General features: G+C 66.2%; 23 protein-coding genes. 10 read left to right on the top strand and 13 right to left on the bottom strand.

The annotated features are described in order from the left end of the window. Window positions 1–107: 107 nt before the first annotated feature. Window positions 108–1,433, bottom strand: coding sequence for a ribosome biogenesis GTPase Der (gene der / locus Q319_RS0110950; protein ID WP_029482540.1), 1,326 nt, complete (start codon window positions 1,431–1,433; stop codon window positions 108–110). 273 nt (window positions 1,434–1,706) lie between these two features. Here der and Q319_RS25535 point away from each other — a divergent pair, with 273 nt between their 5' ends. Next, window positions 1,707–3,992, top strand: a complete 2,286-nt coding sequence (locus Q319_RS25535; protein ID WP_051655292.1) for a putative bifunctional diguanylate cyclase/phosphodiesterase — start codon at window positions 1,707–1,709, stop codon at window positions 3,990–3,992. A 61-nt stretch (window positions 3,993–4,053) separates the two neighbouring features. Here Q319_RS25535 and Q319_RS0110940 read toward each other — a convergent pair whose 3' ends face one another. Next, window positions 4,054–4,563 carry a dihydrofolate reductase gene (locus Q319_RS0110940; protein WP_245619124.1) on the bottom strand — a complete coding sequence of 170 codons (510 nt, stop codon included), beginning with the start codon at window positions 4,561–4,563 and terminating at the stop codon, window positions 4,054–4,056. Further along, window positions 4,560–5,354, bottom strand: a complete 795-nt coding sequence (locus Q319_RS0110935) for a thymidylate synthase (RefSeq protein ID WP_029482536.1) — start codon at window positions 5,352–5,354, stop codon at window positions 4,560–4,562. The genes Q319_RS0110940 and Q319_RS0110935 overlap by 4 nt, the downstream gene beginning before the upstream one ends. A 97-nt stretch (window positions 5,355–5,451) precedes the next feature. Between Q319_RS0110935 and Q319_RS0110930 the strand changes: the two genes are divergently transcribed. Continuing rightward, window positions 5,452–5,988, top strand: coding sequence for a hypothetical protein (locus Q319_RS0110930; RefSeq protein ID WP_051655291.1), 537 nt, complete (start codon window positions 5,452–5,454; stop codon window positions 5,986–5,988). Between the two features lie 59 nt (window positions 5,989–6,047). Here Q319_RS0110930 and Q319_RS0110925 read toward each other — a convergent pair whose 3' ends face one another. Beyond that, on the bottom strand, window positions 6,048–6,509 hold the full coding sequence (locus Q319_RS0110925) for a SufE family protein (protein WP_029482534.1): 462 nt from the start codon (window positions 6,507–6,509) through the stop codon (window positions 6,048–6,050). A 130-nt stretch (window positions 6,510–6,639) separates the two neighbouring features. On the opposite strand from Q319_RS0110925, the gene Q319_RS0110920 reads away from it, so the two are divergent. The 5 genes from Q319_RS0110920 to Q319_RS0110900 all read left to right on the top strand — a co-directional run bounded on the left by Q319_RS0110920 (window position 6,640) and on the right by Q319_RS0110900 (window position 10,381). Continuing rightward, window positions 6,640–7,500, top strand: a complete 861-nt coding sequence (locus tag Q319_RS0110920) for a sulfurtransferase (RefSeq protein ID WP_029482533.1) — start codon at window positions 6,640–6,642, stop codon at window positions 7,498–7,500. Between the two features lie 103 nt (window positions 7,501–7,603). Next, window positions 7,604–8,029 (top strand): hypothetical protein, encoded by a 426-nt coding sequence (locus Q319_RS0110915; RefSeq protein WP_029482531.1) that lies wholly within the window; start codon window positions 7,604–7,606, stop codon window positions 8,027–8,029. A gap of 94 nt (window positions 8,030–8,123) precedes the next feature. Beyond that, a complete protein-coding gene (locus Q319_RS0110910; protein WP_029482530.1) occupies window positions 8,124–8,384 on the top strand; it encodes a hypothetical protein in 261 nt (86 codons plus the stop codon). Between the two features lie 112 nt (window positions 8,385–8,496). Beyond that, window positions 8,497–9,852: an alpha/beta hydrolase family protein gene (locus Q319_RS0110905; protein ID WP_029482528.1), complete on the top strand. Its 1,356-nt coding sequence runs from the start codon at window positions 8,497–8,499 to the stop codon at window positions 9,850–9,852. Window positions 9,853–10,012: 160 nt separating this feature from the next. Further along, entirely contained in the window at window positions 10,013–10,381 is a 369-nt protein-coding gene (locus Q319_RS0110900; RefSeq protein ID WP_029482526.1) for an MmcQ/YjbR family DNA-binding protein, read from the top strand. Between the two features lie 91 nt (window positions 10,382–10,472). Here Q319_RS0110900 and Q319_RS0110895 read toward each other — a convergent pair whose 3' ends face one another. Beyond that, complete coding sequence (locus Q319_RS0110895) at window positions 10,473–10,868, bottom strand: VOC family protein (RefSeq protein WP_029482524.1); 396 nt, start codon at window positions 10,866–10,868, stop codon at window positions 10,473–10,475. Window positions 10,869–10,954: 86 nt separating this feature from the next. Between Q319_RS0110895 and Q319_RS0110890 the strand changes: the two genes are divergently transcribed. Then, window positions 10,955–11,416 carry a MarR family winged helix-turn-helix transcriptional regulator gene (locus Q319_RS0110890; protein WP_029482523.1) on the top strand — a complete coding sequence of 154 codons (462 nt, stop codon included), beginning with the start codon at window positions 10,955–10,957 and terminating at the stop codon, window positions 11,414–11,416. A 20-nt stretch (window positions 11,417–11,436) separates the two neighbouring features. Here Q319_RS0110890 and Q319_RS24455 read toward each other — a convergent pair whose 3' ends face one another. Beyond that, window positions 11,437–12,207, bottom strand: coding sequence for a class I SAM-dependent methyltransferase (locus tag Q319_RS24455; protein WP_034414696.1), 771 nt, complete (start codon window positions 12,205–12,207; stop codon window positions 11,437–11,439). A gap of 77 nt (window positions 12,208–12,284) precedes the next feature. On the opposite strand from Q319_RS24455, the gene Q319_RS0110880 reads away from it, so the two are divergent. Further along, complete coding sequence (locus Q319_RS0110880; protein WP_029482519.1) at window positions 12,285–13,157, top strand: LysR family transcriptional regulator; 873 nt, start codon at window positions 12,285–12,287, stop codon at window positions 13,155–13,157. Window positions 13,158–13,208: 51 nt separating this feature from the next. Here Q319_RS0110880 and Q319_RS25530 read toward each other — a convergent pair whose 3' ends face one another. From Q319_RS25530 to Q319_RS0110865, 3 genes are all read right to left on the bottom strand, one after another. Then, window positions 13,209–13,934 (bottom strand): c-type cytochrome, encoded by a 726-nt coding sequence (locus tag Q319_RS25530; protein WP_156039295.1) that lies wholly within the window; start codon window positions 13,932–13,934, stop codon window positions 13,209–13,211. Between the two features lie 175 nt (window positions 13,935–14,109). Then, window positions 14,110–14,487: an MGMT family protein gene (locus tag Q319_RS0110870; protein WP_029482516.1), complete on the bottom strand. Its 378-nt coding sequence runs from the start codon at window positions 14,485–14,487 to the stop codon at window positions 14,110–14,112. Then, window positions 14,488–16,401 (bottom strand): N-acetylmuramoyl-L-alanine amidase, encoded by a 1,914-nt coding sequence (locus tag Q319_RS0110865; protein ID WP_034414693.1) that lies wholly within the window; start codon window positions 16,399–16,401, stop codon window positions 14,488–14,490. A 462-nt stretch (window positions 16,402–16,863) separates the two neighbouring features. Between Q319_RS0110865 and Q319_RS0110860 the strand changes: the two genes are divergently transcribed. Continuing rightward, on the top strand, window positions 16,864–17,532 hold the full coding sequence (locus Q319_RS0110860; RefSeq protein WP_156039294.1) for a winged helix-turn-helix domain-containing protein: 669 nt from the start codon (window positions 16,864–16,866) through the stop codon (window positions 17,530–17,532). Between the two features lie 9 nt (window positions 17,533–17,541). Here Q319_RS0110860 and Q319_RS0110855 read toward each other — a convergent pair whose 3' ends face one another. From Q319_RS0110855 to Q319_RS0110840, 4 genes are all read right to left on the bottom strand, one after another. Next, window positions 17,542–18,438, bottom strand: coding sequence for a TAXI family TRAP transporter solute-binding subunit (locus Q319_RS0110855; protein ID WP_029482511.1), 897 nt, complete (start codon window positions 18,436–18,438; stop codon window positions 17,542–17,544). Window positions 18,439–18,460: 22 nt separating this feature from the next. Further along, entirely contained in the window at window positions 18,461–18,664 is a 204-nt protein-coding gene (locus Q319_RS0110850) for a hypothetical protein (protein WP_029482509.1), read from the bottom strand. Between the two features lie 10 nt (window positions 18,665–18,674). Continuing rightward, window positions 18,675–19,430 (bottom strand): lipoprotein, encoded by a 756-nt coding sequence (locus tag Q319_RS0110845; protein ID WP_029482508.1) that lies wholly within the window; start codon window positions 19,428–19,430, stop codon window positions 18,675–18,677. 84 nt (window positions 19,431–19,514) lie between these two features. Then, on the bottom strand, window positions 19,515–20,534 hold the full coding sequence (locus Q319_RS0110840; RefSeq protein ID WP_029482507.1) for a C39 family peptidase: 1,020 nt from the start codon (window positions 20,532–20,534) through the stop codon (window positions 19,515–19,517). Window positions 20,535–20,542: the final 8 nt, after the last annotated feature.

Below are 20,542 nucleotides of genomic sequence, written 5' to 3'. Positions count from 1 at the left end.
CGCCCGGAACCTGTTCTTCTCGTCCCCACTTACCTCAGATGTTCATCGTTTGCCCAAACGATTCAATCGGAGTCTGTATCGGCAGCAGTGTGGGGCTTGACAGAGGGTTAAACTTCCGCCGCCTCACCCTTCTCGCCGCGCTTGTACGGTCCCTTTTCTTTCCACTTCAGCCGCACCGGTATTCCGGCCAGCGCCAGATCCTCACGGATGCGGTTTTGCAGGAAGCCCTCGTAGGCGCGGGTCACGAAAGTGGCGCGGTTGCAGAAGATGGCGAAGGTGGGCGGCGCGGTTTCCACCTGGGTCATGAAGTACATCCGCAGCTTCTTGCCGTGGAAGTTCGGCACGGCCTGACGCATCTGCCAGACTTCCAGCCAGCGGTTCAGCTCGCTGGTGGGCACGCGGCTCTGCCACTTGTCGTGCAGTTTCATGGCCTCGGCCAGCATCTCGTGGATGCCGTAGTCGTTGATGGCACTGGTGTACACGCGCGGCGCGTAGGAAATATGGTGCAGCTTCTGGTTCAGGTCGCGCTCGGTGCTTTTCAGGTCCGCGTCGGGGATCAGGTCCCACTTGTTGACCACCACGATCACGGGCTTGCCGCTGTCGTAGGCGAGGTTGGCCAGCTTCAGCTCGTGGTCGCCCAGTTCGTCGGCGTTGACCACCAGCCAGATCAGGTCGCTGCGGGCAATGGCCGCCTGGCTGCGCTGGATGGCGTAGTCCTCGATGGCGGTGGGGGGCTTCTTGCGAATGCCCGCCGTGTCCACCAGCACAAAGCGCTGCCCGCCGTAATCCCATTCCACGTCCAGGCTGTCGCGGGTGGTGCCCGGCTGATCGGCCACGATGGCGCGGTCACTCTGCACAATCGCGTTCAGCAGGCTGGACTTGCCCACGTTGGGCCGCCCGATCAACGAAATTCGGATGGGCGCGATTTCCGGCACGTCGTCGTCGTCGTCGGGCATGTGGGTCATCACGCGGTCCATCAGTTCGTCCAGGCCGCGTGCGTGTTCGGCACTGATCGGCACCGGGTCGCCGAAGCCCAGGCCCCACAGCTCGGCCAGATAGACCTCATGTTTCTGGCTGTCGATCTTGTTGGCCACCACGATCACCGGAATGCCCAGGCGGCGCAGCCAGTCGGAGACCTCGTAATCTGCGGCGCTCAGGCCCTCGCGGGGGTCCAGCACGAAGATCACGGCCTGCGCGCCCTCGATGGCCCACTCGGCCTTCTGGCGAATGGCGGCTTCCCACTCGTCGCCGCTCCACAATCCGCCCGTATCCACCAGCGTGATCCGGTGGTTCTGGTACAGCATCATGCCTTCCTTGGCGTCACGGGTCACGCCGGGGAAGTCGGCCACGACGGCCTCGCGCCGCCCGATCAGGCGGTTGAACAGGCTTGATTTGCCGACGTTGGGTCGGCCCACAATGGCAACTTTATGCATTTTTAAACGCTCCTTCGGTTTCGGTCAGCCCCGGCGTCACTAGGCTTTCCCGCCGATCTTCCCCCCGTGGTTCTCGCCGACGTGGCGAAGCGCAGGGGAAGTACAAGAGGAACAGCCTAGTGGTCCTGGGAAGGGAGAACAAGGGCGGTGGGCACTATTGTCCTGCCCTCTCCTGCACCACCTGACAGGGGATTGAAGTTCAGGGCCAGGAGCTGACCTGAAGTCTTGAAGTTTTTCTCGTTTCTGGATTCGCATTCGGCCTAATGTAAGAACATGCTCAATCTGTGGTTCCGGCCAGTGCTGATCGGGGCGGTGTATCTGCTGGCATGGTACGGGCTGGATGTGGCCTCGCAGCAGTTCGCCACCTCGCCAGAGGTGACGGTGTGGTATCCGGCGGTGGGGCTGGACGTGGTGCTGCTGCTGGTGTTCGGCCTGCGCTTCTGGCCGCTGCTGATCCTGAGCCGACTGGTACATACCTTTTTCGTGGTGGACACCCTGCCCTTCTGGCCCCTGCTGGGCTACATCGTGATGACGGTGGCCGCCACGGTGGCGGCGGCCTACATGCTGCTGCGTTCGTTGCACATCGATCCGCGTCTGCCGCGCCTGCGCGACGCGGCGCTGTTCGTGACGGTGGCGATGCTGGGCGCGCCGCTGGTGATGTCGGCCTTGCAGGTCTTTAACCTGACGGTGGCCGGGCTGCTTCCCGCTTCAAAGGGGTTGACCCTGACCCTGCAACTGTGGGCGGGCAGCGCCACTGGCGTCGGGCTGCTGGCGCCGCCGCTGCTGCTGTGGCTGGGGCGCTGGCCGGGGCTGTGGTCGTCTGCCCCCGCACAGGCCCCCACCTTTCCGCCGGAAACCCGGCCCAGATCAGAAGTCTGGCCCTGGGCGCGCGACGCCGCCGTGGCCGCCGTGCTGGTGGTGGCGGCGGTCTGGGCCGGGTACGGCGGGCCGCGCGGCACCACCCTGAATTACAGCTACGCCCTGTTCATTCCAGTGCTGTGGATTGCCACCCGGCACGGTTTTGCCCCCGCCGCCGTGTGCGTGCTGGCCCTGAACGTGGGCGTGGCCCTGCTGACCGGTGGCCAGATCGCGGAAACGAGCGGACTGGCCCTGCAATTCGGGCTGGTCACGGTGACGGTCTCGGGGCTGCTGCTGGGGGCGGTGATCCGCGAGCGGCAGCACCTGAGTGCGCGGCTGGCTTACCTGGCGCTGCACGATCCACTGACCGGGCTGGGCAACCGCCGTCTGTTTGGCGAGCGTGTGGCGCGGGCGCTGGAGGCGTCCCCGGCCCCCAACAGTCTGGCCGTGCTGCTGATGGATTTCGACAACTTCAAGGCCATCAACGACAGCCTGGGCCACAGCGCCGGGGATCAGGTGCTGATCCTGACCGGGCAGCGCCTTCAGGCGGGCGTGCGTCCGGGTGACACAGTGGCCCGGCTGGGCGGCGACGAATTCGCCGTGCTGCTCCAGCATCTGCCCGGCTCCCAGCATGCTTCCGAGGCGGCGGACCGGCTGCTGCGCGCGCTGGAGCCGACGATTTCCGTGCAGGGTCTGGAATTACAGGTGCGCGCCAGCCTGGGCATCGCGCTGTATGACGATCCGGGCGGCGATCTGGAAGGCGGCACACCGCTGGACGGCGGAACCCTGCTGCGAAACGCGGACGTGGCCCTGTACCACGCCAAGGCCCACAGCCGGGGCCGCGCTCAGGTCTTCGACGCCGCCATGCACCGCGAGGTTCTGGACCGCCTGGAACTGGAAACCGAGTTGCGGGCGGCCATCGGCAGCGGCGCGCTGGAGGTTCACTATCAGCCCGTCGTGGACCTCGGCAGCGGCCACCTGCGGGGTTTCGAGGCCCTGGTCCGCTGGCCCCATCCTACGCGCGGCCTGCTGTCTCCCGAAGCCTTCATTCCGCTGGCCGAGGACACTGGTCTGATCGTGCCGCTGGACCGCTGGACGCTGCGGACGGCGGCCCATGAGGCGGCCACATGGCCCGCCCTGCCCGGACGCACGGCCCTGGGATTGGGAGTCAACCTGACAGCAGCCCAGATGCACCTGCCCGGTCTGGTGGCCGAGGTCCGGGGCGTGCTGGGCAGCAGCGGGCTGGCCCCCGAACGCCTGACGCTGGAGCTGACCGAGAACGTCCTGATGAATGACCGCACGACCACCCTGGACACCATGCGGGCGCTGCACGAACTGGGCGTGGGGCTGGCCCTGGACGATTTCGGTACCGGCTACTCGTCGCTGAGTTACCTGCGCCAGTTTCCAATCAGCGACCTGAAGGTGGACCGCAGCTTTATCGCTGATCTGGACGGCGGCCATACCAGCACGGCGCTGGTGCGAGCGGTGGCTGAACTGGGGCAGGCGCTGGGGCTGACCACCGTGGCCGAGGGCATCGAGACGCCCCAGCAGTACGCGCAGGTCCGGGCGCTGGGCTTCACGCTAGCGCAGGGTTTTTACATCTCGCCCCCGCTGGATGCCGCCGCCGCCCGTGCACTGGCGCAGCAGAGTGGCCCGCTGGTGGATACGGTCCTGCTGCCTGTGTCGGAAGCGGAAAGCTGACACGGATTCCGGGTGGCCTGTTTGTAGCAACCTGAGCTGTAATGGCAGGTTTGCCGTAGCGTCAGGGGAACAGCGCCCTCTCCAACGTCAGGAAACTGAGGTCATATGGATTGCGCTCGTCTGCCGCCCGCTCACGCCGCGCCGTTTCCGTCCACTGGTCGGGCAGTTCGGGGAAAAAGGTGTCGCCCCCGATTTCCGCGTGGACCAGGGTCAGTTCCACCCGATTCACCTGTGGCAGGTACAGCCGGTAAATCTCCTCGCCGCCGATGATCATGATTTCTGGCCCAGCGGCGGCTTTCAGCGCTTCCTCTGGCGAGTGGACGACGACACAGCCGGGGGCCTGAAACTCTGGATTGCGGGTCAGGACGATGTTCTGTCTGTCGGGCAGCGGCCTGCCAATCGAGTCGTAGACCTTGCGGCCCATCACCACGGGTTTGCCCACGGTCAGCCGCTTGAAATGCGCCAGATCAGCGGGCAAGCGCCAGGGCAAATCGCCGTCTCTGCCGATCACGCGGTTCTCGGCCATCGCCACCACGAACGTCAGGCGCGATTTTTTTGGATGCAGGGTCAAACCGCCACCGTCGCCTTGATGTGAGGATACGGCTCATAACCCGTCAGCTTGAAATCCCCGTATTTGAAAGCCAGCAGGTCTTTCACGTCCGGGTTCAGGTGCATGGTGGGCAACGGCCTGGGATCACGCGACAGTTGCTCACGCGCCTGCTCCAGATGGTTGCTGTACAGATGGCAGTCGCCCCCGGTCCAGACGAAGTCCCCTGGCTGCAAATCTGTGACCTGAGCGATCATCATTGTTAAGAGGGCGTAGGAGGCAATGTTGAACGGCACGCCAATGAAAAAATCTGCACTTCTCTGATAGAGCTGACAGCTCAGGCGTCCATCGGCCACATAGAACTGGAATAACGCGTGGCACGCAGGCAGCGCCATGTTCTCAATCTCGCCCACGTTCCACGCGCTGACGATCAATCGGCGAGAATCGGGGTTGGTCCTGATCTGATCGACTACCTGTTTAATCTGGTCGATGTGCCGCCCGTCCGGCGTGGGCCAGTTGCGCCACTGTACGCCGTACACCGGGCCGAGTTCGCCCTGCTCATCCGCCCACTCGTCCCAGATTTTTACACCGTTTTCCTGCAAATACCCCACGTTGCTGCTCCCCGACAGAAACCACAGCAACTCGTGGATGACCGACTTCAGGTGAATCTTCTTGGTGGTGACCAGCGGAAAACCGTCCGCCAGATCGAAGCGCATCTGCGCGCCAAAGATGCTGCGGGTGCCAGTGCCGGTGCGGTCTGTTTTCACCGCGCCGTGATCCAGAATCTGCCGCATCAGGTCGAGGTAGGGCTGCATGGGAGACAGTGTAGAGGAGGCCGACTGGCAGCCCGACGCGTGTTCCCACTTCCTTTATCCTCGGCGGCCAGAACGGTATTTGTTCTTACTCTATGGGATGGCACTCTTCCGAAATATCGTGATCGGCCTGATCGGTGGGGCCGTGGGGACGCTGGCGATGGGGCAGTACTGGACGCGGGTGGCCCCGCTGCTTCAGGGCGATGGGGACGGTGATCAGAAGCCGACGCCGGACCGCCACAGCATCGCGCCGCTGGGGCAGTTGCACGCGCCCGGCGAAAGCAGCACTGCCGCCCTGGGACGGTTGGCCTACGAGGCTGCCGAGGGCCACACCCCCAGGAAAGACGGCACCCGCACCGCGCTCAGCGAGGGCGTCCACTGGGGCATGGGCGTATTGAACGGCGGGCTATACGGCGCGCTGACTGGCCCCGATCAGCCGCTCAAGGCCGCCATCTTCGGCGTTGGCCTGTGGGCGCTGATGGACGAGGGACTGGTGCCGCTGATGGGGCTTCAGGACGGCCCCGGTGGGTCCACGCCGAAGGGCCACATCAACCGTCTGGGCGCGCATCTGGCCTACGGTCTGGGACTGGGATTGACCGCGCTGGCGCTGGACAGGGTGCTGCCGGGTAGAGAATAGACAAAACCCCTCTCCATTTGCAGGAGAGGGGCCGATCTTTCAGAACAGAAGCCGAGGCTCTAGCTTTCCACCTTCTCACCCTCGCGCACCACGTTCTTCAGGCGCATCAGGATCGCGCCCATGCCGCGCAGGCGCATCGGCGTGATCAGTTCGGACAGGCCCATGTTCATATAGAAGTCGTCGGGGATGTTCAGGATGGTCTCGGGCGAGGCCCCGTCCAGCGCTTCATGCAGGATGCCCGCGTAGCCGCGCACGGTGGGGGCTTCCTCCGGCACCTTGAAATACATGTTGACGCCGCCGCTCCCGTCCTGCTCGGTCACCAGGAAAAACGGGCTGGTGCATTCGGGCACTGGCTGCATAAATTCCGGGTGTTCCACATACTTGGCGGGCAGCGGCGGCAACTTGCGGCTGTATTCCAGCAAGGCTTGCAGGCGCAGCGACTTGGGCGCGCTCTTGAACAGGCTCACGATGCTCTGGAGCTTGTCGGGGAGGACGGCGCTGGCGGAGGGGTCAGAGGTCATGCGTCACTGTACCGCCCCGCCCCGGGCCGCTATGGTGAGGTTTGTCCAGTTGACATGATCGGTCAACTAGTGGTGAAGGTTAGACTGTGCCTAGAAGACCTAAGCAGTAAAAAATCTGGAGGTTCGATTTATGGAATACGTGAAAGATGTACTGGTAAATACTGACTGGGTCGCCCAGAACCTGAACACCCCCGGCGTTCGCCTGATTGAAGTGGATGAAGACATCCTGCTGTACGACACCGGCCACATCCCCGGCGCGGTCAAGGTGGACTGGCAGACCGACTTCTGGCATCCGGTGGAGCGCGACTTTATCGGCCCTGATGAGGTGTCCGCACTGCTGGGCCGTCTGGGCATTAAACCCGATGATCAGATCATCCTGTACGGCGACAAGAGCAACTGGTGGGCCTCCTACGCGTACTGGTTCCTGTCTTACAGCGGCGTGCGGAACCTCAAGCTGATGAACGGCGGACGTCAGAAATGGATGGCCGAGGAGCGCGAGGTTAGCACCGACTACCCCAGCCATGAAGCCACCACCTACCCCGAAATGACCCGTGACGAGAGCCTGCGGGCCTACCGCGACGAGGTGCGGGCGCATCTGGAAAGTGTGCAGGCAGGCAAGGGCGCGCTGGTGGATGTCCGCAGCCCCGACGAGTTCTCGGGCAAGGTCACCCACATGGCGAACTACCCGCAGGAAGGCGTGCTGCGCGGCGGCCACATTCCCGGCGCACGCAGCATTCCGTGGGCCAAAGCCACCAACGAGGACGGCACCTTTAAAAGCGCCGACGAGTTGAAGGAGCTGTACGCGGGCGAGGGCGTGACCCCCGACAAGGACGTGATCGCGTACTGCCGCATCGCCGAGCGCAGCAGCCACAGTTGGTTCGTGCTGCGCGAGTTGCTGGGTTACCCCAAAGTGCGTAACTACGACGGAAGCTGGACCGAGTGGGGCAACGCGGTGGGCATGCCCATCGAGAAGACCTACAGCGAGGCGTAAACGGCTGGGCGGGTGGCCCAGTGGGGGCAGGGGTGTGCAATTCCCGTCATTCATGCCACCAGCGGGCAGAACGCCGTGAGACGGCGGGCCGTAACCTGCGGCCATGATATTCGTGGTGGTTGTGGCCGTGTTGCTGCTGGCGGCGTTCTGGTGGCGGGGCAAGGGCAAGGGTCTCGGTGGGCTGCGTCCGCCCGGCACCGCCCATCTGGACGAGGAAACCGCCGAGCGGCCTGAGCTGGACCCCGCCGCCATCGCCGCCGCCCGCGCCCGCATTTCCCAGGACATTCCCGACGAGGTGCTGTCTGACGTTCTGCTGGACGCCAGCCCCGCGCAGGCCGCCCGCATGTTCTCCGCCGTGCCCGCTGCCGTGATGGCCGACGCGCTGGGGTACGGCCACGATACGCAGCAGCCGCGTGCCAGCGCCGCCGAACTGGCCCAGCTTCAGGGAGCAGGCAGCGCCGTGGACGATCTGGAAATCTTCAACTTCATCCCCGACGATTTCCCGCCGGGCGAGGGCAGCGCCCGCTGAGTTCTAAATCTGAAGTGCAGGGACTGGAGGCCGCAGAACGTGACGCTCCAGTTTCCTTTTTTGGCGGTCGGGTTTACTGGCGGCTAAACTTGAGATGAATGCTCCTATCGTCCGGCGCACCCTCGTCCATCTGCGCGACGACGGGGGCGACACGCTACTGACGCTGGAGGTGCTGATGAATGGGTGGGTACGGCTCCACGGCTTGAAGGACCGTTTCTCCGTGCGCGCGGAAACTATTGAGGATCTGCTGCATCAGGCCGCCGCATCTGGTCTGAACGCTGGACTCCACGCCGCGCTGCTGTGGGAACTGGATCTGCTGACCCTGTGCGGCGACGGCGGCTGGCGGCCCGGCTGACCCCCGCATGACCCGCCCGCTTTAGAGCTACCCTGGAAAGCGCATTGACAACCCAACCCTGCCGCCCCCGCGCGGCGAGTGCCGTTGCCTGCTTTCCCGGAGGTTTTTTGCCATGAAAAGATCAGTCCTGTTTCTGACCCTGGCCCTGCTCGTTCCCGCTGCCCACGCCCAACTCGCGCCGTCGGTCCCTTCCCAGTCGGTCCCTGGTGACGCCCGCCCCGACGCACCGGAGCTGAGCGCACGCGGCCCCTACGCCGTGGGTGTGCGGACGCTGACGCTGACCAACCCCGGCCAACTGGACATCGTGAACGCCCCCAAGGAAGGCGACATTCCCCGCTATGACCGCCCGCTGACCGTGGAGGTCTGGTATCCGGCGCAGGGCGACAGCGGCAGTGGCGTCACCACCTACACCGACGTGCTGGGCAGCGGTCCCAATGATCCCAAGCGCCCCAACACGCCCTTCATCACGCTGGGCCGCGCCACCCGCGACGCCCCGCCCGTTGCGGCTGCCGCGCCTTACCCGCTGGTGATCGTCTCACACGGCTATGCGGGCAGCCGTTACCTGATGACCTACCTGACCGAGAACCTGGCGAGCAAGGGCTACGTGGTGGCTGCGATTGATCACACAGACAGCACCCACGCCGACAAGGCCGCCTTTGCCAGCACGCTGCTGAACCGGGCGATAGACGACAACTTCGTGCTGGGCGAGATGGCGCGGCTGGGCGCGGCGGGCAGCGGCTCGCCGTTAAGCGGTCTGATCAACGCAGACCAGACCGCGCTGGTGGGCTACAGCATGGGCGGTTACGGCGCGTTGAACGCGGCTGGGGCAGGCTACGGCCCGGAAATGGTGCCACTGGTGCCGGGCGGCGCGCTCAAGGCCCGGCAGACCGGGAATTTCAAGGTGGACCCCCGCATCAAGGCGGTGGTGGCCTTCGCGCCGTGGGGTGGAGACGCCGCCGTCAAGGGCATCGGTGTCAACTTTGGCGGCAAATACGGCTTCTGGGATGAGGCGGGACTGGCCGGGCTGAAGGTGCCGACGATGTTCGTGGTGGGGGACCGGGACGACGTGTCCTACTACGAGGGCGGTGTCAAGCCGCTGTTCGAAAACGCCGTGAACGCCGAGCGCTACATGCTGGTCTATCAGAACGCCGCGCATAACTCTGCGCCCAACCCGCCGCCCGCCGCGTCCCTGAACAGCTTCGACGACTACATGCACTACGCCGAACCCGCCTGGGACATGGCGCGCCTGAACAACATCAACCAGCATTTCGTGACTGCGTTCCTGGATCTGAAGCTGAAGGGCGAGGCCGAGGACGCCGCGTACCTGAACGTGCCCACTCCAAAATCCAACGACATCAAGGTCAGCCGCAACGCCGACGGTACGCCGAAGGCCGACGACACCTCCTGGAAGGGGTTCAAGGCCCGCACGGCGCGGGGAATGGAGCTGTACAAGATGATGCCCAAGTAAGAGTTGCGGGAACTGGGGGACGCGGCGAGTGGAAGGCCGCGTCCCTTTTCTCTGCCTGTCTTTCAACCTGCCCTTCACATGCCAGAGGGCTTGCCCCAGCGCACCCTGCCTGAGATTCCCGCCCCGTCCGGCAGGGGCATGAGCGCCATATCCTGAAACCATGCAAACGGTGGCCGAACTGCGGGCGGCGTGTGGGCGGCTGGCCTGCTCACAGGAAACATTTCCCTTTGGCCCCACGACGCTGGTCTGGAAGGTGGGTGGCAAGGTCTACGCGCTGAGCGGCATCACGGGCGATCCGCTGAAGCTGTCGCTAAAGGTGCGCCCGGCCCACGGCGATGGGTTGCGCGCCGCTCACGCCGCTATCGTTCCCGGCTATCACCTGAACAAACGCCACTGGGTCACCCTGACGCTGGACGGCAGCCTGCCCGATGCGCTGGTGGGGGAATTGCTGGCGGTCAGTCACGCGCTGGTGGTGGCGGGCCTGACGCGGGCGGCACGGGCGGAATTGGGCCTGATTTCAGAACCGTGAACCCAGGCCGCCGCATTGGGCTGGCCGTCGGGTGGCAGGAAATTCTACGAACGTGCCCGCTCCCTGAACCACAGGTAAAGAGGAACCGCATTCAGGGCGCTGGGGGTGACGTCACCCACTGCACGAGTTGATAGATCACGCCGTTGGGATCGCGCATCTGAAAATAGCGTTCGCCCCATTCCTCGGTTTCCATCGGGGTGACGATCTGCACGCCCTCCGCCCGCAGCCGCGCGTATTCGGCGTCTATGTCATCGACCACGAACGCCACCAGCAGGCCCATTCCCGCACTCCCGGCAGCTTCGGCAGGTTTGAAGGTCTTCAACCCAGTGGGCAGAAAGATCAGGCTGAAGCCCACGTCTTCGCGGCGCAGGGACACCACTTCGGGAAGATCCATCTCGGCCACGAAGCCAAAGTGTTTGCGGACAAAGGCGGCAGACGCGGCGATATCGGGGACGTTCAGGGAAATCGCAGACTCGGTAACGTTCAATGTAACCTCCAGAACGAGAGGGCCAGATTGACAGAGTGCTGTCAACTTTCCCAGTCTGCCTCAGATGACAGTATGCTGTCAAGACTATGGCGCAAACTCCCAGTGGCGCGGCACTCATGGCTCTGGCTCTGCAAGTGCAACACCTGGCGGGCCTGCTGGCCGGGGCCGAGGACCGCCTCGCTGCGCCCAGCGGGCAGACGGGCGCACGCGCCGCCGTGCTGGCCTGCGCTGATCCGCAGCCACAGACGGTGGCCGCCGTCGCCCGTCGCCTGGGCCTGACCCGTCAGAGCGTGCAGCGCACCGCCGATCTGCTGGTGGCCGATGAACTGGCTGAATACTTTCCCAACCCTGAACATAAGCGGGCAAAACTGCTGGGCCTGACCCCCGCCGGTCAGCGCACCCTGACCGGGATAGAAACGGCCCAGAGTGCCTGGGCCAACCGCATCAGCGCCGGGCTGGACGAGGGCGAGCTGCTGCGGGCCGCCGAACTCCTGGCACAGATCACGCGGCGGCTGGCAGCCAGAGGAGAACGCTCAGGGCCAGACTGATTCAAGGATCGGCCTGTTCTTCAGGGCTTCTCCAGCCGTACCACCATCATCTGCTCGTGGTGGGCCATCAGTGCGCCGCCGTCATATTCCAGCCCCGCAGCCTGCCGCTCTGTCTCGCTCAGGGCGTCGGCATGGGTACGCAGACGCTGCACAGTTTCGGGGCTGCAACCAGACTGCGCCGTCCACCACGCGAAGTCCAGACGGTACGGGACCAGCGTGTGTTGCGTCCACACAAAGCCAGCCGCTTCCGCCAGCTCCTGCCACGCCTCCACGGTGCGCTGGGCGTGGTGGCTGGGATCGCGCAGGGTCTGGTATTCGTCCATCCATACTTGCACGGCGGGGGTGGGGCTGATCTGATCGGCCACCACCACCCGCCCGCCGCCTTCCAGCACGCGAAACGCCTCGGCCAGAAAGCGGTCCAGATTCAGGAAATGGTGTGGGGCATGGCGTGACGTGATCAGCGTGAAAGAGGCGTCGGGGAAGGGCATGTCCTCGGCGCTGCCCACCACGAAACTGGCGTTGGTCTGGCCGTCGTCCGTGGCACGCTGGCGGGCGTGGGCCAGCATCCCCTCGGCCAGATCAAGGCCCACGATTTCTCGCACGTGGGGCGACAGGGCGTGCGCGGTGTTGCCCGTCCCGGTGGCCACGTCCAGCGCGCGGTCCTGCGGTGTGGGTGCGGCATAGTCCAGCAACACGGGCAGACTGGGGCCGTGCCTGTGGACCTCGCTGGCGGCGTACTTGCTGGCGTGGGCGTTGAACTGGGCGCGGCTGGAGGCGGGATCGTTCGTCATGTGCCGATTGTGCGCGGCCCCTGGCCATGACATCAAATCATGGCTACTGCTGGGCGGTATAACAGAAACTGATGGCAATGGCAGAGGCGTTCCGGGTGTTCGTGGCGATTTACCGGGCGGGCAGTGTCAGCGGTGCGGCCCGCGAGCGGCACCTGACCCAGCCTGCGGTCAGTGCCCAGTTGGCCGCGCTGGAAACCCGTGTGGGCGAGGCGCTGTTTATCCGCACGCCGCGCGGCGTGACGCCCACCGAACGCGGCAAGCTGCTGTACGCCGCCGTGGCCGACGCGGTGGACCGGCTGGACAACGTGGCCCGTGGCCTGCGCGTCTCGCGCCCCATCCTGGCCGAGACGCCGCTGCGGCTGGGCAGCACGCCGGAATTCCTGCACGGCCACGTCCTGCCGCGCCTGAAGGGCTGGGAGCAGCCCCTGCATCTCAGCTTCGGCGAGGCGCGCGGCCTGCTGGAGCGCGTGGAGGCCGGAACGCTGGACGCCGCGCTGGTCAGCGTTCCGGTCCAGGGCCGCGCCCTGAGCGAGCGGGCGCTGGCCGGGGTGCCGTATGTCCTGATCGGCCCGCCCGACTGGCCCGCGCCGGATGTGCCGCTGGGCGGTCTGGCGGGGTGGCTCAATGCCCGTCCCTGGGTCAGCTCCAGCGTGGAATTGCCCGTGACCCGGCGCTTTTTTCTGGGCGTGCTGGGCCAGCGGTTCGCGGCCCGGCAGACGGTGGTGGCCCCCGATCTGCGCGCGGTGGTGGGCGCGGCAGAGGTGGGGCTGGGGGCCACGCTGGTGCCGCTGTTCGCCGTTCGGGACGCCCTGGAACGGGGCCGCGTGCGTGAACTGTGGAACGTCCGCCCGCTGATCGCCCCGGAGCGCTGGCGCATGGCCTACCGCGTGGCGGATGAGGACCGGGCGGACCTGCGGGCGCTGGCCGCACGGCTGGGCGAGGCCGGATAGCCGAAATCGCCGCCCTGTTCGTACAGGACGGCGACTTCAAGGAAGAGAGACTCAGTTCAGGGTCTTGATGTGGGCCAGCAGATCGGCCACCTGGGTGTCACTGAGCTGGGCGTCACTGAAGCGGGGCATCACGGCGCTCAGTTCACGGCCCCCGGGCACCACGCCCTCACGCATCACGGTGGTGAATTCGGCCAGCGTCCAGGCTTTCGGCCCCTGATCGGTGACCAGCGTGGGGCCGATGCCGCCGCCGCCCTGCGCGCCGTGGCAGCCCGCACAGTTGCTGGCGAAGATGGCGGTGCCTGCCTCGGCGTCGCCCTCGGCAGCGTTGGGGGTGGGGGCCGCGTCGCTCTGGCCGCCCGCCGCCACCGTTTCCGCTTCCCCGTCGGTGTCCTGCTGGGCCGGATCACCCGTGGTGGTTTCAGCCACAGCAGGAGACTGCGCGGCGGGCAATTCGCCGCCCGTGTCCTGCTCGGCGGCGGGCGTTTCGGTGGTGGGAGCATTGGTGGTGGCCGTTTCTGCGGTGCTGGACGTGTCCGGGTTGGCAGCGGTGCCGCCGGCCATGTCGTCGGACCCGGTCATGGGGGTTCCGGCAGGGGCCGAATCGGTGGTCTGCTCGGCGGCAGTGGGCGCTTTGGCGGTCTCGCCGGGGGCAGCCATCAGGCGGGGGGTGACGATCAACAGGGTGACGCCCAGGACCACGCCCAGGGTCACGCCGCCCATCCAGGAAGCCAGACTCCCCTCTACCCAGGGGTTGCGGCGATTGTGCGTTCTGTTCATGCGCTCAGCATACGCTGGGAGGGCCGGGACGTGCCGCCCCCAGCCCTTTTAGGCGGCCTTTAAGCAGGTTTCCAGAGAACAGATTGGGGGCCGGGTGGCGGCGGCCATATCCGTCGTCATTGCTGGTCCAGAAGGCTTACTGTTGCAGTCACATTCTGCCGTGCTGCTGTTGATGTTAGAACAGCGCCTCGGGTGGGGCACCCCGGTCTTCCTCGGGCCACCACTGCCGCGCGGGCAGATCGCAGCGCCCGGAGGCGTCGAAGGGCACGCCCTCGGCGCTCAGCAGCCGCTCTTGCAGGTCACCAAAACCCAGCTTGTGCGTGCTGACGCGGCCCTGCGCGTTGATGACCCGCTGCCACGGCAACCCGGCCCCTGCCGCGTCCTGGCCGCCCATCAGGCCGTTCATGACGTGGCCCGCCTGCCGCGCCGCGCCGGGATGCCCGGCCAGCAGGGCCAACTGGCCGTAGGTCATGACCCGGCCCGGCGGAATGCGGGCCACCAGCGCCAGAATCCGCGCCTGGAACTCGGCTGTCTTTCCTGACTCCTCCGGCACCTACTTGCCTGCGCCGCCCACCGCGCCGCCGTCCACGATGCCCGACACCAGCGCCTCGCGGATGCCCAGCGCGATGCCCAGCGCCACGCGGTCGCGGTAATTGGTGTCCTGTAAATTCAGGCCGTCCACGGGATGGCTGGTGTAGCCGATCTCGATCAGCGCGGCGGGAATGCGGCTGCCGCGCAGCACCGCCAGCGACTGGCTGTTCTTGAGACCCCGCGAGAATGCCCCGGTTTCGTTGATCATGTTGGTCTGGAGCAGCGCCGCCAGACTGCTGGACAGCGGATGGTTGGGGTTCCACCACGTTTCGATGCCGTAGCCGAGCAGGGCGCTACGCGCGTCCATCGCGTTGGCGTGGATGCTCACGAACAGTTGCGTACCGGGCGTGCCGGCCTTCGCGCGCAGGTTGAGATCGGTGTTCTTCACCGGATCGAGCGCGCGGTCACTGTCACGGGTCAAGGCGACGTCGATCCCGGCGGCGCGCAGCAGGGCAGCCACACGCAGGGCCACGTCCAGCACGATCTCCTTTTCCACGACGGCTCCCACTGCGCCGGGGTCCCTGCCGCCGTGGCCGGGATCGAGGACCACGCGCGGGCGCACGTAGCTGGCGCTCAGGGCCAGAATCGCCGTGCCGCGCGCCGCTGGAATGGCGGGCACGGCGGCCAGCAGTTTTTGCTGGGGAAGCAGCGGGGTCAGGTCGGCCAGCGCAGGCGACAGGTCGATGGCCAGCCGCGACAGGTCCCCGCTGGCGGGCGGCAGCAACTGGGCACGCCAGCCGCTGCGGGCCGTGGTGGGCGAGGCGGTCAGCAGCGTGAAGGTGGCCCCGCCCGGCGTCGTCTCGGCCCGCCAGGAGCGCAGTTCGGGGCTGATGTTCTGCGCCACCATCGGGATCACGCTGACGCCGCTGAGTTCCACGCGCAGGCCGATGCCCCCTGGCACGATCCGGTACGTCGTCCCCGGCGGCAGGTCCAGCACCACCCGCGTCTGTCCAGGATTCTTGCCGATGCGCGGCGGATTCAGCAGGATGCCTCTGGCTGTGCCCGCCACCTGACCGCTCAGGGCGCTGGGGGTTTCCGAATTCGCGCCGGGCAGGGCGGGCGCGGGCGGCAGCGGGCCACCGGGCGTGGGCGCGACATCATCGCCGGGCGGGGTGGTGGCAGGCCGGGTGGTCACGGCGCGCGGCACCGAGAGGACCGCAGGGGGATTCAGCGTGGGGCTGACGGCAACGGGGGCCGGAGTCATGGGTGTGGGCACGCTTTTCGGGGTCACTGTTGCCTGATTAACCGTTGCCTGGGTCACCGCTGTCTGTGGTGCTGTTCCCTGCGCCACCGTGCGGACCTGCCCACTGAGTTCTGCGCTGGCCCCACCTGTTACGGAGGCCCCAAAATCCAGAACCAGAACCCGCCCACCCGTGCCGATGGTGGTTTCGGCTGCCTTCCAGCCGCCGGTCAGCGACAGGGGATAGGGCGTGACCAGGGTGGCCTGCCCGCCCCCGGCGCGGTACTCGTTGACGCTGTCGCCCAGCTTGCCGGAAACGGTGGGGATCACCCGCGCGCCCTGAATGTCCAGCCGCAGCCCGGTGAAGGTGGGGGTCAGGGTGTAGCTGACGCCAGTGGGCAGGTCAAAGACCACGCGCGTCACGCTGCCGCTCTGGCTGGAACGGGGCATACCGAAGGCGGCGTTCTGAACTCCAGTCAGGTTGATGGGGGCTGGGGCCGCGTTGAGCGTCCCTACCCCCACGGGCGCGGCCTGCGCCGGAACCCCGCGCAAGAAGGGATCGCCGCCCTGCGCTGGATTTGCCTGCGCCGGGTTGGTCTGCGCTGAATTCATTTGTGCGGGGCCTGTTTGCGCCAGCCCGGCTCCGGCCACCCCTAGAAGCAGGGCAGATGAGAAAAGAATAATCTTCTGCTTCATGACGCTTCCCACTATTCAATGTTTCAGGTGAGAAAGGACGCTCCAGCACTCATAAAAAATCGGTTGCCCCCACCATGAGCAATCTCACGAGTGTCCCATCTGTTACCGGGTGAGGGTGTCGTGGGTGGGTGCATTCGGGCGCTATTTAAGGCGCAGGCAGGCCCCACTGTTCGCCGCTCTCAGTTAGCCGGAGACGCCGCACTGCCCGTTGCGGCTGTGCCATACGTCTTAAAGCTCTTTCGGTCACACTGTATTGCGTTCGGGGCGAGCGGCTTCTGCGGTAGCGCCTGTGCCCACGCGTTGCCTTTCTGGGAGGCCGATCCTGACGAGCCTGGCCGGGCAGACCTGCTTGTCTTCGCCCAGCGGTTGCGCGGTCTGGGCCATCCGGCCCCCCTGTCCCATCAGACGGGCTTTCAGCCCAGGCCCTCGCGCGCTGAAAGCCGGAAGTTCAGACTGGGCGACATGACCACTTCCCAGGCAGAAACGCAGAGAATCACCGACGCCGACACTGTCCGCGCACTGCGGCAGAACATCGGCTTTCTGGGCCTGTTCACGCAGCCGCGTTCGCCCAGCGAGATTGCCGCTTCGGCAGGCATGGCGGCCAATCTGGCGCACCACCACGCCCGCAAACTGGCCGGTCTGGGCCTGCTGCTGGAAGTCAAGAGGGAGAGCGGTAGGGTCTTTTATAGGCTGGCGGCGCGGGAGTTCCGGGTGCCCAGTGGTCTGCTGCCTCCAGAGGATTCAGAGGGCAACGGCACGGCGGATATGCGCGAATTGAGCGGGGGCTTTCTGCGCGCCTACGAACGCTCCTGGGCGCTAATGCACGAGGGTGAGGAAGACGTGTACGGCTTCGGCTCAGGCGAGCGTCCGATTTCGCTGCCGCCACCGCCCGACAGCGCCAGTCTGGAAACCCATCCGACCCATCTGGATTCGCTCACGCTGCGCCTCTCGCCCGAACGGTACCGGCGGCTGGCCCGCGCCCTCAGCGCCCTGCTGGAGGGGGCCTACGCCGAGGGCCACAGCGCCTCGGGGCCGCACTGCACGCTGGCCGTGCTGACATTCCAGACCCCGCAGCCGCTGGGTGGCAACCATCTGTCGCGTCATCTGAACAGCTTTCTGGGCGCAGATTGAATTTCTGGCCTACCTGTACTCCGGCCACGGCCATGTCTTGAAGGTCACCTGCTGCCATTTGGGGTGCATCCCCTCGTCTTCCTGAAGGTTGACCAGCTTGCCCTCGGCGCACTTCTTGTAGGTCAGCAACCGATCTTTCCTGTCGGGGGTCTTGAAGTCGCGCGTGACCAGCACGCTCTGCACGGCCACCGTGGGCACGCCCGATACGCTCAGATTGGGGTACAGCAGCTTGGCGGAGGTGTAGATGCCCTCCAGCGGCGGGCTGAACGGCAACGGCACCAGCCGCACACCAGTAAGTCCCTTGACCCAGGCGGCAGGCTGACCGATTACCGCCAGCACGGCGTCCACCGTTCCGGCGTTCAGCGCGGCAAAGGCGGCAGGCTGGTCTTTGACGGGCACGATGCTGTAGGGCACGGTCAGTTTGGCGCTCAGCACCTTGGCGGTGATCACGCTACCGCCCCAGGCCGCCACCCGTTTATCTTTGAGGTCGTTAAACGTCTGCACGCCGGTCACGGTGGTCTTGCCCAGAAAGCTCTTGCTGGTCACGGGCGGCTTGGCAAAAATATGGATTTCCTCGTCGTACAGCGGCAGCAGCGCTTTAATATTCGCCACGCGCGGGTCCCCATCGATCTGCTGGCGGGCCTTGAGGACATCGCTCTGCACGAAGGCCAGCGAGACCTCGTTGTTCATCAGCAGATCGATGTTATCCAGGCTGCCGCCGGTGCCGCGCTCCTTGAGATACGCGCTCCCGGTACACACCCGCCCGATGTTCTTGAACATGGCGCTGTAGGTGCCGGTGGGGCTGCCGGTGGCGACGTTGAACGAGATGGGATCGGCAGCCTGGGCATTGCTCAACAGGGCTGGGGCCAGCGTGGACAGCAGCACGAGGGTCAGGGGGCGTTTCATAGCGGACCTCCAGTAGAAGATTTCATTTCAGCTCGCCGTAGCCGTCGCCGTTGGTGGTATCTGGGGGCGCGGCGGGGGTGGACCGTTGAGCAGGGGTGGCGGGTTGTGTGGGCGTTGATACGGCGGACTCGCCCCCGAAAAAGCCCTGTTGATCCAGGTACACGGCGGCGGCGCACAGCAGCAGGATGGCGGCCAGTACGGCAGTCAGCACGCGGGCGCGGGTCATCGTTGCGGCCTCATGCCCCGCCTCCACGGGCGCGGCCCGACTGCTCGCCAGCGGCCAGCGCCTCGTCCAGCAGGGCGGCGTTGCGGCCAGCGCGGCGGGCGATCTCGCTCAGGGCGCTCTCGGTGACGTGGCGGTCCTCGGCACTCAGGTTGGCCTGTTGCAGCGCGGAGGCCACGTTGCCCTTGGCCTGGGCGAGCTGGGTGTCGATACGCGCCTTCTTGATCTGGCGGTCAAACTCGCCCAGATCGTCGCGCAGGTTTTCCATGTGCGTCTGGGCGCGGGCAAAGGCGTCGCGGCTGACCTGCAAGTCGTTTTCCCAGCGGGCGAGATCGGCGGCGTCCATGTCCTTCCTGTTGGTGTCGATCAGGCGGCGGAAGTCTTCCAGATGGCCGTTGGCCTCGGCCAGTTGGCGACTCTTGGCGGTGATCAGGTTCTCGAATTGCGTGCGCTGCAAGATCAGCGTTTCCAGCGGCATGGCGCGGGCCACCGCTTCCTTGGCCCGCACCCGGCCCGCGTTCAGGGCCAGCATCAGCGCGGGCATCAGCACGATCACGGCCAGCAGCGCCACGCCGAAGGCGGCGATGGTCACGGTGGTCAGCGCCACGTTGAACAGCGCCACCGCCGCGCCGCCCAGCACGGCCAGCGCCAGCACGCCGCCGCCGGTGGCCAGTACCAGTTTGCCCGCCGTGACGGGCCGGGGGGCCAGTTCCGCGCCGCCAGAGGGCCGCAGGTTAATCACCGTCTCCTGGAGGACAGGTTCATTCATGCCCCTTTATACGGCTTACAGGGTCAGGAAGTTGCTGGAGCGGCCCGCAACCCACTCCAATCCCCAGAGAAAAGCGGACGGGGTTTAGAGTTTCGTCAGTTCCGTCTGTGCCGCACCGAAGCCTGGGCGCAACCGCAGCGCCTCGCGGTAAGCCGCCTGGGCTTTGGCGGTCTGGCCCATTCCGGCCAGCGCCCGGCCCCGCCAGTAATACATTTCCTCGTGCGCGGGGACGTCGCGCAGCACCGCGTTCGTCAGGCGCAGCACGTCGTCGTAGCGCCCGTTGCGGGTGTACGCCTCCAGCGGGCCGAAGGAATACCACAGCGTGCGCCATGCCAGGCCGCCCACGGTGCGCGCCGGGCGCGTGGGATCGAGCCTGCGGTCAGGCTGGGCCGCGAAGGCGGCGTCGAAGGCCCGCACCGCGCCGCGCGAATCGCCCATGTTCAGTTTGGCCTGCCCCACGTTCAGCCACGCCACGGCGTCGTTCTTCTTTTCTGCCTCCGCAAGCGACACGCGCAGGGCCGCACGTTTGGTCATGCCCGCGTCGGCGTGATAGCCCAGCACCGCGTCCAGTTCGGCCTGTCTGCTTGGGGGGGTGATCACCAGAAAGGTGCGCCCAAAGGAACGCCACAGCTCGTCCAGCTCGGCGTAGGTAAAGCCCAGGCGGCCCATGTAGGAGTCCAGCGCCGAGAACTTCCCCTTGGCGTCGTCGTAGCCGGTCAGCAGGCGGTAATGGCCCATGCCGCCGCTGTCGGAGGTGATGAACCACGTTTCGGCGATCACCGGGAATCCGGCGGCCAGCAGGCGCTTGAGCATGGCCGGAGTGCCGCCGCGCGCCAGATGCACGCTCATGCCCTGGCTCCGCGCGAAGGCGGCCAGTTCCTCGGGCGACACGTTCACGTCGCCGCCGCCCGCCTTCAGCTTCGGCGCGATGTCGTACTGATTCAGGGTGCCGCCCCAGCGGCTCAGCGCCATGCCCACCGTCACGGGGCCGCAGTTGTTCAGCCGCTGATACTCGTGCTTGATGTTGCCGATACTGACCTGGGCGGGCAACGCCGACGCCGCACCCAGCAGGGCGAGGGTCAGCACGGGCAGGAGGGCACGCATTACCCCCA

It is taken from the genome of Deinococcus marmoris DSM 12784, from assembly GCF_000701405.1.
GTDB classification, from domain to species: Bacteria; Deinococcota; Deinococci; order Deinococcales; family Deinococcaceae; genus Deinococcus; species Deinococcus marmoris.
This window is presented reverse-complemented; position numbering and strand designations above follow the sequence as displayed.

Bases quoted from the DNA above. Each gene is read 5' to 3' on its own strand.
- Q319_RS0110920 (WP_029482533.1), top strand. From the start codon at position 6,640: ATGGAATACGTGAAAGATGTACTGGTAAATACTGACTGGGTCGCCCAG.
- der (WP_029482540.1), bottom strand. From the start codon at position 1,433: ATGCATAAAGTTGCCATTGTGGGCCGACCCAACGTCGGCAAATCAAGC.
- Q319_RS25535 (WP_051655292.1), top strand. From the start codon at position 1,707: ATGCTCAATCTGTGGTTCCGGCCAGTGCTGATCGGGGCGGTGTATCTG.
- Q319_RS0110905 (WP_029482528.1), top strand. From the start codon at position 8,497: ATGAAAAGATCAGTCCTGTTTCTGACCCTGGCCCTGCTCGTTCCCGCT.
- Q319_RS0110845 (WP_029482508.1), bottom strand. From the start codon at position 19,430: ATGAATGAACCTGTCCTCCAGGAGACGGTGATTAACCTGCGGCCCTCT.
- Q319_RS0110925 (WP_029482534.1), bottom strand. From the start codon at position 6,509: ATGACCTCTGACCCCTCCGCCAGCGCCGTCCTCCCCGACAAGCTCCAG.
- Q319_RS0110860 (WP_156039294.1), top strand. From the start codon at position 16,864: ATGACCACTTCCCAGGCAGAAACGCAGAGAATCACCGACGCCGACACT.
- Q319_RS0110840 (WP_029482507.1), bottom strand. From the start codon at position 20,534: ATGCGTGCCCTCCTGCCCGTGCTGACCCTCGCCCTGCTGGGTGCGGCG.
- Q319_RS0110910 (WP_029482530.1), top strand. From the start codon at position 8,124: ATGAATGCTCCTATCGTCCGGCGCACCCTCGTCCATCTGCGCGACGAC.
- Q319_RS0110915 (WP_029482531.1), top strand. From the start codon at position 7,604: ATGATATTCGTGGTGGTTGTGGCCGTGTTGCTGCTGGCGGCGTTCTGG.
- Q319_RS25530 (WP_156039295.1), bottom strand. From the start codon at position 13,934: ATGAACAGAACGCACAATCGCCGCAACCCCTGGGTAGAGGGGAGTCTG.
- Q319_RS24455 (WP_034414696.1), bottom strand. From the start codon at position 12,207: ATGACGAACGATCCCGCCTCCAGCCGCGCCCAGTTCAACGCCCACGCC.
- Q319_RS0110850 (WP_029482509.1), bottom strand. From the start codon at position 18,664: ATGACCCGCGCCCGCGTGCTGACTGCCGTACTGGCCGCCATCCTGCTG.
- Q319_RS0110930 (WP_051655291.1), top strand. From the start codon at position 5,452: ATGGCACTCTTCCGAAATATCGTGATCGGCCTGATCGGTGGGGCCGTG.
- Q319_RS0110890 (WP_029482523.1), top strand. From the start codon at position 10,955: ATGGCGCAAACTCCCAGTGGCGCGGCACTCATGGCTCTGGCTCTGCAA.
- Q319_RS0110935 (WP_029482536.1), bottom strand. From the start codon at position 5,354: ATGCAGCCCTACCTCGACCTGATGCGGCAGATTCTGGATCACGGCGCG.
- Q319_RS0110900 (WP_029482526.1), top strand. From the start codon at position 10,013: ATGCAAACGGTGGCCGAACTGCGGGCGGCGTGTGGGCGGCTGGCCTGC.
- Q319_RS0110855 (WP_029482511.1), bottom strand. From the start codon at position 18,438: ATGAAACGCCCCCTGACCCTCGTGCTGCTGTCCACGCTGGCCCCAGCC.
- Q319_RS0110865 (WP_034414693.1), bottom strand. From the start codon at position 16,401: ATGAAGCAGAAGATTATTCTTTTCTCATCTGCCCTGCTTCTAGGGGTG.
- Q319_RS0110880 (WP_029482519.1), top strand. From the start codon at position 12,285: ATGGCAGAGGCGTTCCGGGTGTTCGTGGCGATTTACCGGGCGGGCAGT.